At 40.8% G+C, this 14,006-nt stretch carries 10 protein-coding genes and 1 pseudogene; 7 read left to right on the top strand and 4 right to left on the bottom strand.

What is annotated here, in order from left to right; genetic code table 11:
- The first annotated feature begins 328 nt into the window (after window positions 1-328).
- The 3 genes from QWZ08_RS23220 to lpxD all read left to right on the top strand — a co-directional run bounded on the left by QWZ08_RS23220 (window position 329) and on the right by lpxD (window position 3,336).
- Complete coding sequence (locus QWZ08_RS23220) at window positions 329-1,201, top strand: lysophospholipid acyltransferase family protein (RefSeq protein WP_290339987.1); 873 nt, start codon at window positions 329-331, stop codon at window positions 1,199-1,201.
- Between the two features lie 29 nt (window positions 1,202-1,230).
- Window positions 1,231-2,229 (top strand): fatty acid desaturase family protein, encoded by a 999-nt coding sequence (locus tag QWZ08_RS23215; protein WP_290339986.1) that lies wholly within the window; start codon window positions 1,231-1,233, stop codon window positions 2,227-2,229.
- A 69-nt stretch (window positions 2,230-2,298) separates the two neighbouring features.
- Window positions 2,299-3,336 (top strand): UDP-3-O-(3-hydroxymyristoyl)glucosamine N-acyltransferase, encoded by a 1,038-nt coding sequence (gene lpxD, locus QWZ08_RS23210; protein ID WP_290339985.1) that lies wholly within the window; start codon window positions 2,299-2,301, stop codon window positions 3,334-3,336.
- 425 nt (window positions 3,337-3,761) lie between these two features.
- Here lpxD and QWZ08_RS23205 read toward each other — a convergent pair whose 3' ends face one another.
- Window positions 3,762-7,145, bottom strand: a complete 3,384-nt coding sequence (locus QWZ08_RS23205; protein WP_290339984.1) for a vitamin B12-dependent ribonucleotide reductase — start codon at window positions 7,143-7,145, stop codon at window positions 3,762-3,764.
- Between the two features lie 367 nt (window positions 7,146-7,512).
- Here QWZ08_RS23205 and dtd point away from each other — a divergent pair, with 367 nt between their 5' ends.
- From dtd to QWZ08_RS23190, 4 genes and pseudogenes are all read left to right on the top strand, one after another.
- The gene (gene dtd / locus QWZ08_RS23200) at window positions 7,513-7,965 is read left to right on the top strand and encodes a D-aminoacyl-tRNA deacylase (RefSeq protein ID WP_290339983.1); all 453 of its coding nucleotides are present in this window, start codon (window positions 7,513-7,515) and stop codon (window positions 7,963-7,965) included.
- A 109-nt stretch (window positions 7,966-8,074) separates the two neighbouring features.
- Window positions 8,075-8,494 (top strand): annotated as a pseudogene (locus tag QWZ08_RS28260) (GxxExxY protein).
- Complete coding sequence (locus QWZ08_RS23195; RefSeq protein WP_290339982.1) at window positions 8,464-8,790, top strand: nucleotide pyrophosphohydrolase; 327 nt, start codon at window positions 8,464-8,466, stop codon at window positions 8,788-8,790. Before QWZ08_RS28260 ends, QWZ08_RS23195 begins: the two are co-directional and overlap by 31 nt.
- Before the next feature lie 248 nt (window positions 8,791-9,038).
- Window positions 9,039-10,499, top strand: a complete 1,461-nt coding sequence (locus QWZ08_RS23190) for a glycine--tRNA ligase (protein ID WP_290339981.1) — start codon at window positions 9,039-9,041, stop codon at window positions 10,497-10,499.
- Between the two features lie 54 nt (window positions 10,500-10,553).
- On the opposite strand, the gene QWZ08_RS23185 is transcribed toward QWZ08_RS23190, so the two are convergent.
- The 3 genes from QWZ08_RS23185 to QWZ08_RS23175 form a co-directional block, all read right to left on the bottom strand.
- Window positions 10,554-10,952 (bottom strand): hypothetical protein, encoded by a 399-nt coding sequence (locus tag QWZ08_RS23185; protein WP_290339980.1) that lies wholly within the window; start codon window positions 10,950-10,952, stop codon window positions 10,554-10,556.
- Between the two features lie 10 nt (window positions 10,953-10,962).
- Window positions 10,963-12,366, bottom strand: a complete 1,404-nt coding sequence (locus QWZ08_RS23180) for an NADH-quinone oxidoreductase subunit N (RefSeq protein WP_290339979.1) — start codon at window positions 12,364-12,366, stop codon at window positions 10,963-10,965.
- Between the two features lie 68 nt (window positions 12,367-12,434).
- Entirely contained in the window at window positions 12,435-13,925 is a 1,491-nt protein-coding gene (locus QWZ08_RS23175; protein WP_290339978.1) for a complex I subunit 4 family protein, read from the bottom strand.
- Between the last annotated feature and the right edge of the window lie 81 nt (window positions 13,926-14,006).

Raw genomic sequence — 14,006 nt, 5'->3', positions numbered from 1 at the left:
AATTAAAAAATTATAACTCTCATCTTTATAACCAATGAATACCTATTTTAAAGACCCACGGCTAAGCACCACGCCCTGGCTGAGAGCATGATACCATGGTGGAAAAATTTAGTTGAAAATCAGGTTACAGGATACCAAATCTATCAAACGCAGACAGCATGTTACCGGGCTTATACCTTCAGCGAAAACAGGCTTGCAAAGATTATGGCAATTGACGATATGGTAGTTGTTTTTACCCTACGCTTAATACCGCTGTTACCTGAAAGATTTTGTTAACAGCAGGAATTAATCACCGGATAATTTTAATTTCGCTCAAATTATTTACTCCTTGTCTGCACTCATCTATTACTTGACACTGCCTTTTATTTATCTTTTATCCGTGCTGCCATTCCGGCTGCTCTATGTTATTTCCGATGGCTTGTACCTTTTTTTATATTATATAGTTGGCTACCGTAAAGCAGTAGTGCGTACAAACCTTACCAATTCATTTCCACAAAAAACACCAGCCGAAATATTGGTGCTGGAAAAAAAATTCTTTCGCTATTTCTGCGATCTGGTGCTGGAGACTTTTAAAACCCTTTCCATAAGTCCGGAAAAAATGTTGAAGCATTGTAGTCTGGATCCTGCAGCAGCACTCTTGTTTAATGGACTGGCTGAGGAAAATAAAAGCATCATTATAGTAATGGGGCATAATGGTAACTGGGAGTGGGCGGGTAACACATTTAGTCTTTGTTGTAAACATCAGTTGTACGTAATTTACCACCCGCTGGCGAACAAATACTTTAATGGTCTTATTTGCAGGATGCGGGAAAGGTTTGGCACAAGACTGATACCTATGAAAGAAACCTTCAGGGATATTGTAAAAAACCGAAGCCAGCTTACTGCCACTGCTTTTATTGCAGATCAGTCGCCCAACCCAACCACCGCACACTGGATGAATTTTTTACAGCAGGATACTCCTGTATTTATGGGTACCGAAAAGATAGCGAAAAAGGTAAAATACCCGATCGTTTTCGTTTCTGTGAAAAGATTAACAAGAGGTTATTATACCTTAACGGCGGAGCTATTACAATCGCCGCCATATGCTGATGCTGAAGGTAATATCACAGAATTGCATACAAAAAAACTGGAGGCAGATATCCGCTCGCAGCCCGAAACATGGCTATGGGCGCATAAAAGATGGAAGCACAAACGTATTTGAAATTGAAATAAGTTATCTTTACTTTCTAAATGTCCACAATGCTCCTGGGGAAAAACCTGATATTAGCGACTAAGCCATTTGCGAAAGAAATAAGATCCAAAAGCTGGTTCCATACTATTTCCACGCTTTCTTTATTAATACTCTCACTGGCGGGCACTTTAGTTGCCCCGGTAATAATTTTTAAATTACTATGCAGTGTATTAGCCGGTTTATTGCTGATACGGATGTTTATCATCTATCACGATCACCAACATCACACCATCCTTACGCATTCTAAAATAGCTGATGCTATCATGACTGTTTTTGGTATGTATATGCTGTCGCCCACAAGTATCTGGAAAAGATCGCATGATCATCATCATAATCACAATTCAAAATTGTTCAGCGCCAGCATTGGCTCGTATCCCATTGTTACACGAAAGAAATACCTTGAGATGTCTGCGGCTCAAAAATTTATTTACCTGGCAGTCCGCCACCCCGTTACCATTGCGCTGGGCTATTTTTCCATGTTTATTATTGGGATGTGTCTGCGTTCATTCATCAGCAACCCACGCAAACACTACGATAGCCTGATTGCATTAATACTGCATTTTACTGTAGCTGTTTGCTTATTTGTATTTATTGGCTGGCAGGCCTGGTTTTTTATGTTTTTTCTTCCTTTTATTATTGCCTTTGGTATGGGCGCCTATTTATTTTATGCGCAACATAATTTTCCGGGAGTAGAGTTTTACGAAAATAAAAACTGGGTATACGAAAAAGCAGCTCTGGAATCATCCAGCTTTATGAAGATGAGCCCGGTGATGGAATGGTTTACGGGCAATATAGGTTATCATCATATACACCACTTGAATTCAAAAATACCTTTTTACCGTTTACCCGAAGTGATGAAACATTTTGAAGAATTACAAAATTGCAAAATAACCAGGCTCACACCAAAAGACATGAATGCCTGTTTCAAATTAAAGGTCTGGGACCAGGAAAGCAACCAGATGATTGGTGTAAAAGGTCTTCAGAAAATGCACGCTTAACAATGCCTTTTTATTGCTGAATTGTTTATAAGCTGCTACCTTTAATCAATACCTAAAATAATTATTGCCATGCAATTTACTGCCACACAAATAGCCGGTCTGTTAAACGGACAAATTGAAGGAAACGCTGATGTTAGCGTGAGCAAATTATCAAAAATAGAAGAAGGTGTTCCTGGTTCCATTTCATTTCTCAGCAATCCGTTGTACACGCAATATTTGTATGGCACACAAGCTTCCATCGTTATCATTAATAAAGATTTTGTTTTAACGGCTCCGGTAACGGCCACTTTAATAAGAGTAGAAAAAGCAGAAGATGCCTTTTCCAAATTACTGGAGATGTACAATGAAGTAAAGCTGAATAAAAAAGGCATTTCCAAATTATCTTTTATTTCAGAAAGTGCTGCCGTTGGTTCGGATATATACGCAGGTGAATTTGCCTTTGTAGGCGAAAATGCCATCATCGGTAACAATGTAAAAATTTACCCGCAGGTATACATCGGCGACAACGCCGTAATTGGTGATAACACCACGCTGTTTGCCGGCGTGAAAATTTATTCTGAAACTCAGATTGGTAAAAACTGTATTATCCATTCGGGCACCGTCATCGGTAGCGATGGCTTCAGGTTCAATCCAGAAAGTGATAATAAAAAAGTACCGCAAATAGGCAACGTTGTAATTGAAGATGATGTAGAAATTGGTGCCAACTGCGCTATCGACAGAGCCACTTTGGGTTCTACCATTTTACGTAAAGGAGTAAAATTTGATAACCTCATTCACATTGCCCACAATGTGGAGATTGGAGAGAATACTTACTTTGCTGCGCACGGTGTAGTAGCCGGCTCAACTAAGATTGGAAAGAATTGTATGTTCAGCGGGCAGGTTGGTATTGTTGGGCATCTGACTGTTGCAGACAATACCATTATCACTGCACAATCCGGCATTTCAAAAAGCATCACCAAAAAAGGTGAAGTCTTTATGGGTTCTCCGGCATTTGATGCCAACAAATACCGCAAATCATATATCCACTTCCGTAACCTGGATGCATTGGTACAACGGGTTGATAAAATTGAGAAGATACAAAAAGAAACTGAGATAAAGCAAGGATAATATTGGCCCTTTGCTTTTACTTTTTACCTTTTAAAAAGTATCGCTTATTTTCTAAATTGTTCTCGATCAATTTGCCGCTTTTATGGGCCGGTTGTTATCTGTCAATATATACAGCTGAATAAAACAAACCGGCAAGGTAAAACCTATAGATGTCAAATTGAAAAAAAGGTGATCGGTAAAAGAATATTGCGGTTCTTATTAAAAAGCAATTTACCTCATATATCAAGACATACTATTTAGTCTACAAAGCTGACAATAATAACCAGGAAGTCAAAGCTCAATAAAAGCAACTGTACAAGAGCCGATAGCTCCTGTCGGCTGCGGCGCCAATACAGTACCATAAAGCGGCTTATCCCGGACAGTAAAATACAAACGCCACTCAATTGAGTGGCGCTGTAATATCTACTTCCCCAAAAAGTAACTTGTTAACTGCATCCCATACTGTTACCGCAGTTTAGACATTTGTAACAGGTACCGCTGCGGATGGTGATGTGGCCGCAAGTGTTGCAGGAGGGCGCATCGCTCTGCATACTCTTCATATAATTTTGTGTACCGTCATTGCCTGCAGCATACTGCGCTTTAACAGCAGCGGAATTAATGTTGCCTGCGGGCGAAGAAGAGGCGGCGGCGCCCATTACCCTTACCTCACTCAGTTCCGGCTTTCTTTCGCCAATGGTTGGCGTTGTTTCATCCCAGCTGCTGTTGCCAAGATTTTCTACTTCCGGTTTATCCAGCACATGCACCAGGTCGGTGCGGCCAAGGTATTCAAACGCCAGCGAGCGGAAGATGAAATCCATGATAGAGGTAGTGCTCTTGATGTTAGGATGATCTACCATTCCGGCAGGTTCAAAACGGGTAAACACAAATTTTTCTACAAACTCGTCCAGCGGTACGCCATACTGCAAACCGATAGAAATAGCAATGGCAAAACAGTTGAGCATACTGCGAACGGTAGCGCCTTCCTTTGCCATGTCAATAAATATTTCTCCTACAGTTCCGTCGCCGTATTCGCCGGTGCGGAGGAATAATGCCTGCCCGTTTATTTTTGCCTTTTGCGTAAAGCCCCTGCGTTTGGCCGGCAGTTTTTTACGCTCAACAATTTTTGCCAGCTTACTTTTCAACACTGTATCGGGACTATTCTGCATGCGTTTGCTTACTTCATCCAGCAACTCGTCAACAGTTAGTTTACTCATGTCAACAATCTGGCTGTGATGGCTTGCGGTTGATTGAATATTGCTTTCTTCTTCTGTTGTGGTTGCTTCAGTTTCGCCGGCAGCTTTTTTCTTTTTATCTGATTTGTTGCTGAGTGGTTGTGATAATTTAGAACCATCTCTGTAGAGTGCATTGGCCTTTAAACCAAGCTCCCAGCTCATGCGATAGCAATCGGCAATCTCTTCTACCGTTGCTTCATTGGGCAGGTTGATCGTTTTGCTGATAGCCCCGCTAAGAAATGGTTGTGCCGCAGCCATCATCCGGATATGGCCATGCGCATGTATAAAACGCTCACCTTTTTGTCCGCATTTATTGGCGCAATCAAATACTGCCAGGTGTTCTTCTTTTAAATAAGGTGCGCCTTCAACAGTCATGGTGCCACAGACAAAAATATTGGCGGCTTCAATTTGTTCGTCCGTATATCCTAATGCTTCCAGCAGGCTCCATTCAAAATCAAAATATTGATCTGACGTAAACCCAAGACGTTGCAAGGTGGCTTCCCCAAAAGTGTATACGTTAAACACAAAGCCAATTTCAAAAGCGCTGCCTAAAGAAGCTTCTACTTTTACCAGTTCTTCTTTTGTAAATCCTTTTGCCAGTAATGTCTGTGTATTGATGAAAGGCGCTCCTTCCAGCGTTGCATTACCTTTGGCATAGTTTACAATTTCTTGCAGTTGCCTTTCAGTATATTTTAAATTGCGCAAAGCAGCAGGCACGCTTTGGTTAATGATTTTAAAATACCCACCACCGCTTAGCTTTTTAAATTTCACCAATGCAAAGTCTGGCTCTACGCCAGTAGTATCGCAATCCATAACCAAACCGATAGTACCAGTCGGTGCAATTACTGTTGTTTGTGCATTGCGGTAGCCATTTTTTTCGCCCAGCTGTACCGCTTCATCCCATGCTTTAATCGCGGCACTTAATAAATAATCCGGGCAGTATTTTGCGTTGATGCCCTGTGGTTTTATTTCAATGCCTTCGTAGGCTTCCTGTGCATCATATGCCGCAGCACGATGGTTGCGCATTACACGCAGCATGTGTTTTTTATTTTCTTCATACCGGGCAAAGGCACCTAAAAAGCCCGCCATCTCTGCAGAAGTTGTATAGGCAACACCCGTCATGATCGCTGTGATAGCGCCTGCAATACCTCTTGCTTCTTCACTGTCATAAGGAATGCCGCTTACCATTAGCATACTGCCGAGGTTGGCATAACCCAATCCCAATGTTCTGTAATCGTAACTTAATTGCGCCACTTCCTTTGATGGGAACTGCGCCATTAAAACGGATATTTCCAGTACTACTGTCCACAACCGGCTAGTATATTCAAATCCTTTTACATCAAAACTATTATTGCTTTCTTCAAAAAAACGGCGCAGGTTTACGGAGGCTAAATTGCAGGCGGTGTTATCCAAAAACATGTATTCGCTGCAAGGATTACTTGCTCTTATCGGGCCGCCTTCCGGGCAGGTGTGCCATTCGTTGATGGTAGTGTCGTATTGTGTTCCGGGATCAGCGCATTTCCAGGCGGCATGGGTAATCTGACTCCACAAATCTGCTGCTTTTACTCTCTTCATTATCCTGCCATCACTTCTGCCTTTTAATTCCCATACGCCATTTTTATCCAGCGTTTTAAAAAATGAATTGGGTATGCGAACAGAGTTATTGCTATTTTGTCCGCTTACGGTTTTGTATGCTTCGCCTTCATAATCGCTGGGATAACCGGCGGCGATTAAAGCCGCTACTTTATCTTCCTCCCCAACTTTCCAGTTTACAAAATTTTCAATTTCAGGATGGTCTAAATCCAAACAAACCATCTTGGCCGCACGACGGGTGGTGCCCCCGCTTTTGATGGCGCCGGCGGCACGGTCTCCAATTTTTAAAAAACTCATCAACCCGCTGGATGTACCGCCACCACTCAATTTTTCACCTTCCCCGCGAATGCTGCTGTAATTGGTTCCAACTCCGCTGCCGTATTTAAATATCCTTGCTTCTCTTACCCACAAATCCATAATGCCGCCTTCATTTACCAGGTCGTCATCCACGCTTAAAATAAAGCATGCATGTGGTTGCGGACGCTCGTAGGCAGAGGTTGATTTTTTTAATTTATCATCAACAGGGTCTACATAATAATGTCCCTGTGGTTTACCGGTTATGCCATACACTTCATGCAGGCCTGTATTAAACCATTGCGGACTGTTGGGGACGCAAGCCTGGTTCAAAATAGAATATACAAGTTCATCATAAAATATTTGTGCCGCATCATCTGTAGCAAAATAATTGTAGCGCTCGCCCCAAACACGCCAGCAATGCGCCATACGGTGCGCCACCTGCTTAACAGTAGTTTCCCGGCCTACACTTCCATCTGCCTGTGGCACGCCTGCCTTTCTGAAATATTTTTGTGCCAGGATATCTGTAGCAATCTGGCTCCACTGTTTTGGCACTTCCACATTGTCCATTTGAAAGACAATTTCGCCTGAAGGATTTTTAATTACCGAAGTGCGGTAATCGTATTCAAACATATCGTATGGTGAAACTCCTTCTTTTGTAAACTGGCGGCTGAAAGTGAGGCCGGGATTGCTTATATACTGTGCAGGCATGATAAAGAAACTTATTGATGGGTTATTGAAATGTTAACGACGGATAACGAAAATATTTGTTGTAGCTGAACAAACAAAAGGGTAAATATCAACACCTGTGCACAAATAGGGTGGATAAATTTTTCTATTACAAGCGCACAGGATATTACAGGTCGTCGATATGATTTTCATCATATGGCTCCGGATATTTTTTTGTAATTCTGTTTAAAATACTATATCAGCTACGTCATATCAACTTGTATTTTATGAGCTGGCAATTTTACATTAAGTAACAGAACCAATAAGTTTTCTTACCTGTTTTTTACAGTCAACAAGTTTTGCATAACTAACGCTTCCATGAAAATAAAACTGTCGTTATCTTTATTGCATGAGAGCATTAATACAAAGAGTAACTACTGCAGGAGTAACAATTGATGAAGAGCTAAAATCCAGTATTGCCAATGGTTTGCTGGTATTGCTGGGTATTGAAGATGCCGACACAGCAGATGACATCGTTTGGCTAAGCAACAAAATTGTTAACCTGCGCATTTTTGATGATGCAGATAAAGTGCCCAATTTATCGTTGAAAGAAACTGGTGGCGACATTTTGTTGGTGAGCCAGTTTACTTTACATGCCAATACCAAGAAAGGCAATCGTCCTTCGTATATCCGTGCCAGTAAGTCTGTTGTTGCAATACCTGTATACGAGAAGATGATTCAACAATTGGAAAACGATCTGGAGAAGAAAATATTTACCGGCGTATTTGGTGCAGATATGAAAGTATCACTTGTAAACGACGGGCCGGTTACCATTTGGATTGATTCTAAGCAGAAGGAATAACTTTAATTTTATAAACACGAATTTTGGGCACGAATTACACGAATTGAAATACAATTTTACGTCAGACATTGTTTTAAAAGAAGAATCTTATTAGCTGATTGGAATTTGTATGGAAGTACATCGGGAACTTGGAATGGGTTTTAAAGAGATTGTTTATAAAAGATGCGTTGGAATATGAATTTAAAACAAAAAACATTCCCTAATTCCGTGAAAACAATTTAAAATCAGTTACAAAGAAATCATACTTCCACACCAGTATAATGCTGATTTTGTAGTTCACGGTTCGATAATACTTGAAGTGAAAGCATGTTCGGTAATAATAAATGGGTTCGTAAAACAAACAATTAATTATTTAAAAGCTTCCGGGTTGCAATTAGGTATTATCGCCAACTTTGGTGAGCCCTCATTCGTATCAAAAAGAGTGGTATTTCAAAATGGCACTTTAATTCGTGTAATTAGTGCTTTGAAATTCGTGTTGCTAAAAATAAAATTCGTGTTATGGAAATTAAAGAAGCGCAAACTAAAGTAGATCAATGGATAAAAACAGTTGGCGTTCGTTATTTTAATGAATTAACCAATCTGGGTATTTTAATGGAAGAAGTTGGTGAATTATCAAGATTAATGGTTCGAAAATATGGCGAACAGTCTTTTAAAGAATCTGATAAAGGGAAAGACTTGGGTGATGAAATGGCGGATGTATTGTGGGTGTTGATTTGCCTGGCCAATCAAACCGGTGTTGACCTAACTGATGCTTTACACAAAAATTTTGAAAAGAAGAGTTTACGGGATGGAGAACGGCATAAGGAAAATGAAAAGCTGAAATAATTATCCGGTCGGCACCGAAGGTCAGACCGGATAACTGTTTCGGCAAAACGCGGTCTGACCTTCGGTACCGACCACTGCTATCTGGTTATCACATCCTCCTAGTGAAAGACTGCGGCAATTTATTGAAGACAATGATGCTATGTATAAAGCTCTGCTTCAAGTAAAAGAACTGGTGAAAAAACAATCCGTATCCAAATAATATTTTCAACGCATTTTTTGAGGGGTTTATTTTTTACTTTTGCAGGATTATGGCAAACGAATCGAACAATTTTGCAGAGCTGATTGCTCACTGTAAAGAATATGGATATATTTTTCAATCTTCAGAAATTTATGATGGCCTGGCGGCGGTGTACGACTATGGACAAAACGGTGCCCAGTTAAAAAAGAATATCCGCGATTATTGGTGGAAGAGTATGACGCAACTGCACGATAATATCGTGGGTATTGATGCTGCTATTTTTATGCACCCGACAACATGGAAAGCAAGCGGGCACGTGGATAATTTCAGCGACCCAATGATAGATAACAAAGACAGCAATAAAAGATACCGCGTAGATCATTTGATTGAAGCGCATGCAGAAGCTTTGGCGCTTGAAGGAAAAAAGGAAGAAGAATTTGCGCTGCTGAAAAACATGGATGCGTTAATTGCTGCAAGTGATTACGCGGGCCTTAAACAACTGATTGTTGACAACAATATAAAATGCGCTATCAGCAAAACTTGTAACTGGACAGATGTTCGGGAATTCAATCTCATGTTCAGCACACAGATAGGAAGTGTGGCAGAAGAAAGTGACACCATCTATTTGCGCCCCGAAACAGCACAAGGTATTTTTGTAAATTTTTTAAACGTGCAAAAAACTGGCCGTATGAAAATACCTTTTGGTATTGCACAAACCGGTAAGGCTTTTAGAAATGAAATTGTAGCAAGGCAGTTTATTTTCCGCATGCGGGAATTCGAGCAAATGGAAATGCAGTTCTTCGTTCGTCCCGGCACACAAATGGAATGGTATAATTTCTGGAAAGAAGAAAGAAAAAAATGGCATGAAAGCCTGGGTATACCGCCGGAAAAATTACGTTACCACGATCATATAAAACTGGCGCACTATGCCGATGCAGCGTTGGATATTGAATTTGAATTTCCTTTTGGCTGGAAAGAACTGGAAGGTATTCACTCAAGAACTGATTTTGATTTAACACAACATCAAACGTACAGCAAAAAGAAAATCCAGTACTTCGACAATGAGTTAAAAGAAGACGGTAAGCCTTATGGCAACTACATTCCATACGTAGTAGAAACTTCCGTTGGATTAGATCGCCTCTTCCTGACCGTGATGAGCCTGGCTTATGCAAATGAAAAATGGACGAAGGAAGATGGTACAGAAGACAGTCGGGTTGTGTTGCGCATTCCGGCTAAAATCGCCCCTACCAAACTGGCGATTTTGCCGTTGTTAAAAAAAGATGGTCTGCCTGAAATTGCCAAACAATTGATGGATGATTGTAAAGGCAGCTTTATGTGTTTTTATGAAGAAAAAGATGCCATCGGTAAACGTTACCGTCGTATGGATGCAATTGGTACGCCATTCTGTGTAACAATTGATCACCAGACAAAAGAAGATAATACCGTTACGATCCGTTACAGGGATACCATGGTGCAGGAAAGAATTGCATTGGCAGATGTGAAGCACCTGATATTGGGCAAAATAAACTAATTGAAAAGATACCTAAATAAACGAGGAACTGCTTGCAGTTCCTTTTTCTTTTAATTAAACACCTCTTTCATAGTACGGCACTTCATCATGGCTTACCGTTTCCTTCTGTTGCCAGTAAGCCTGCGTTACTACATGCCCGTCTGGTGTATGTAACAACCTGCCGAATATAGCATTGACAGGATTAAAAGTATAATCAGTTACACCCACTGTAAATGTCTCCGGTGCAGGAGGAGGTAGTGGTGGCACCGGTGCAGGTTCGGCTCCTTCTGCGACTTTTACCACGGGTGCCGGCGCAGCTTTTGGTGGTGGTGATGGAACTGCAACGACTGTAAAATGATTATACTCCAGTAACTTTTTTAAAAACTGAACTCTTTCAGGTGAAACATTTTTTTCCACGATGCCGCATTTTACACCGTCCAGTTCTTCAAACTCATGATTTTTATTAATCGCCATAATTTGTTTATTACATTGTTAGTGATGTAATGTAATCGTATACCCAGCTTAATAATCCAGTAAGTATAATACCTGCCCCGCAAATAAGCATACCCAGTTTGGTAGCAGGCAGTAAAATAATTTTTTCAATTGGCTGATCATTTTTATCCATAAACACTGCCCTGATGATCCGTAAATAATAATACAATGAAACAATCAGGTTTAACGCGGCCACGGTTATAAAGAAATAATTGCCCTTGGATGCACCGGCTGTGATCAAAAATAATTTACCAAAAAATCCGGCCGTTGGCGGAATACCTGCCAGGGAAAATAATGCCAGTGCCAGCACCCAGCTAATAAAGGGATTGGTTTGATACAGGCCCTTAAAATCATCAATGCGCTCTTTACCCGTTTGTTGTGAAATAGCACCTGCCACACCAAATGCAGCCAGGTTAGAGAAAATATAAATCAGGATAAAATACACAACCGACGCGGTTCCATGCGGCGAATTGCTGCTAAGGCCAACCAATATAAAACCTACCTGGGCAATAGATGAAAATGCAAGAAAGCGTTTGATGTTTTGTTGGCGCAATGCAAACAGGTTGCCGACAATCATTGTAATAACCGATAACAGCATCACCATGTTGTACCAAATTTCCTGCATGGGTGCAAACACTTTATACAATGTGGTAAGCAATATAAATGCAATAGAACCTTTGGATATCACGGATAAAAAAGAGGTGACTGCAACAGGCGAACCTTCGTATACGTCGGCCGTCCATAAATGAAAGGGCACGATGGATAATTTAAATGCAAAGGCCGTGAATAAAAATACAAAGGCTAATATTTGCAATGGACTTCCATCCAATAAAGCAGGTATTTCAGCAAAATTAATTGTACCGGTAGCCCCATAAATTAAAGAAATACCAAAAAGTAAAATGCCCGAAGAAAAAGCGGATGATAAAATCATTTTCATGGCCGCTTCTGAAGATAATTTTTTCTCCAGGTCAAAGTTGGCCATGGCTGCAACAGGAATGGTAGAAAGCTCCAGTGCTAAAAAGAACATGAGTAAACTGCCACTGGAAATCATAAAAAACATACCTAATACAGCCGACAACATCAGTATAAAAAACTCGGGCATGTGTTCGCTTTTCTTTAACCAGTCTGCAAACAATAATGAGATTAAATAAATACCAATACTTAAAATGCTTTTTTGGAAAGCCATTAATGCATTCGTAGTAAACAAGCCGCCAAATAACGTTCCCTCCTGGTTAAAAATAAAACTGGCCACTACATTTACCAGCAATAAAACCTGCACCAAAGGCACAAGTCGCTCGTTTGTCATATCTGTTCCCACCTTAATAAATAATAGCAGGAAAATGATGCAGCAAAGCACCAGTTCAGATTTCATCAATATCAAAAATTCGTTTAACATACAGTTTAAATGTGTGCTCTTTTTTCAGTTGAAATAACAAGAGCATTAATTAAGATGGCTCAGTCGTTCTACATACCGGCCGTAACAGCAGCCAGTTTTTTCATTATTATTTCTGTTGCCGGACTAACCAGGTCATTGAGCCAAAACGGAGCAACACCAATAGCTACAATGCCCGCAATTAAAATGATAGCAGCGGCTTTTTCATTCCAGGTTGCGTCCGTTAAATTTTCATACCCCGCTTTTAAAGGCCCCATAGCTGTTTGACCGATAGCCCTTAAAATATATACTGCGGTTACAACAATACTCATACAGGCGGCAATGGTAGCAATGCGATGAAACGCATCAGTATTTTGCCAGGAACCCATAAACACAGTCATCTCTGCAACAAATCCACTCAGCCCCGGCAAACCCAACGAACACAATCCAACTATGAATAACACCGTCGTAATAAACGGCATTACCTTCAACAAGCCGCCCATTTCATTTACCTGTCTTGTATGTGTACGTTCGTAAATCATGCCTATAACAGCAAAGAAAAGGGCCGTCATTAAACCATGCGATACCATTTGCATTACCGCACCTGTCATAGCTGTTTTAGTTAACATACCGATACCGAGTAAAACAAAACCGCAGTGACTTACTGAAGAATAAGCGTTGATATATTTCAAGTCTTTCTGCATCATAGTAGCGAAGGCTCCATACAAAATAGCGATGGCAGACAACACAATAATTATGTTGGCATATTCCTTCGCACCGTCGGGCATGATGTAGGTAGCTACCCGCAAACAACCGTAGCCACCGAGTTTCATGGATATACCTGCCAGGAACATAGATCCTGCAGTGGGCGCAGAAGAATGACCATCCGGTACCCAGGTATGAAATGGAAACAAGGCTGTAAACACACCAAAGCCAACAAATAATAACGGGAAACAAATATGCTGAACTGACACAGGGATATTCAATTGAGACAAAGTCATCAGATCAAATGTTTTTGTGGGGCTGCCGAAATAAGCACCCAGCAAACCTACCAGCACTAATGCTGAACCTCCCATTAACATCAGCGCCAGCTTATTAGCTGCATATTCTTTTTTACCACTGCCCCAGATACCAATGAGTAAATATTTTGGTATCACCGCAATTTCAAGAAAGAAGAAAAGTATGAAGAGGTCAAGCGACATAAAAAATCCATATGCACCGAGGCTCAGCAAGATGAGTAAAAAATAAAACTCCTTTGTCATCTTTTCCACATTCCACGAAACCAGCACACCGGCGATTACAACAAATGATGTAAGCAAAATCATGGCAACAGAAATACCGTCTACTCCCAAATGGAAACTGATATGCCATGCCGGAAACCAGTTGTACTGCAACTCAAATAACATCTGTGCTTCATTGCCTGCAGCCCTTTCGCTGCGAAAGGCAAACAGCAATGCAAACGCCAAAACAAATTGTGCAGCAGCACCTGCCAATGCCGCCCATTTAACCTGTGTTGCATTGCGCATCAGCAGTATTACAACCGCGGTGAGCAAAGGCAATAATATTAGTACTGGTAAATTCATGTATTCGTTTTCGAATTATCTTATTAAGTCTGGCCCTTTATCTTATTTAAGAAGCTTTATTCAGTTTCAACAGCAATATAA

The organism is Ferruginibacter paludis, assembly GCF_030409685.1.
In the GTDB taxonomy this organism is placed as follows: domain Bacteria; phylum Bacteroidota; class Bacteroidia; order Chitinophagales; family Chitinophagaceae; genus Ferruginibacter; species Ferruginibacter paludis.
Note: the sequence above shows the minus strand (reverse complement) of the source record. Positions and strands in the feature narration are given on the sequence as shown.

Excerpts from the sequence above, each read along its gene's own strand:
- QWZ08_RS23215 (WP_290339986.1), top strand. The coding sequence starts at position 1,231 with ATGTCCACAATGCTCCTGGGGAAAAACCTGATATTAGCGACTAAGCCA.
- QWZ08_RS23190 (WP_290339981.1), top strand. The coding sequence starts at position 9,039 with ATGGCAAACGAATCGAACAATTTTGCAGAGCTGATTGCTCACTGTAAA.
- QWZ08_RS23185 (WP_290339980.1), bottom strand. The coding sequence starts at position 10,952 with ATGGCGATTAATAAAAATCATGAGTTTGAAGAACTGGACGGTGTAAAA.
- QWZ08_RS23180 (WP_290339979.1), bottom strand. The coding sequence starts at position 12,366 with ATGTTAAACGAATTTTTGATATTGATGAAATCTGAACTGGTGCTTTGC.
- dtd (WP_290339983.1), top strand. The coding sequence starts at position 7,513 with ATGAGAGCATTAATACAAAGAGTAACTACTGCAGGAGTAACAATTGAT.
- QWZ08_RS23175 (WP_290339978.1), bottom strand. The coding sequence starts at position 13,925 with ATGAATTTACCAGTACTAATATTATTGCCTTTGCTCACCGCGGTTGTA.
- lpxD (WP_290339985.1), top strand. The coding sequence starts at position 2,299 with ATGCAATTTACTGCCACACAAATAGCCGGTCTGTTAAACGGACAAATT.
- QWZ08_RS23205 (WP_290339984.1), bottom strand. The coding sequence starts at position 7,145 with ATGCCTGCACAGTATATAAGCAATCCCGGCCTCACTTTCAGCCGCCAG.
- QWZ08_RS23195 (WP_290339982.1), top strand. The coding sequence starts at position 8,464 with ATGGAAATTAAAGAAGCGCAAACTAAAGTAGATCAATGGATAAAAACA.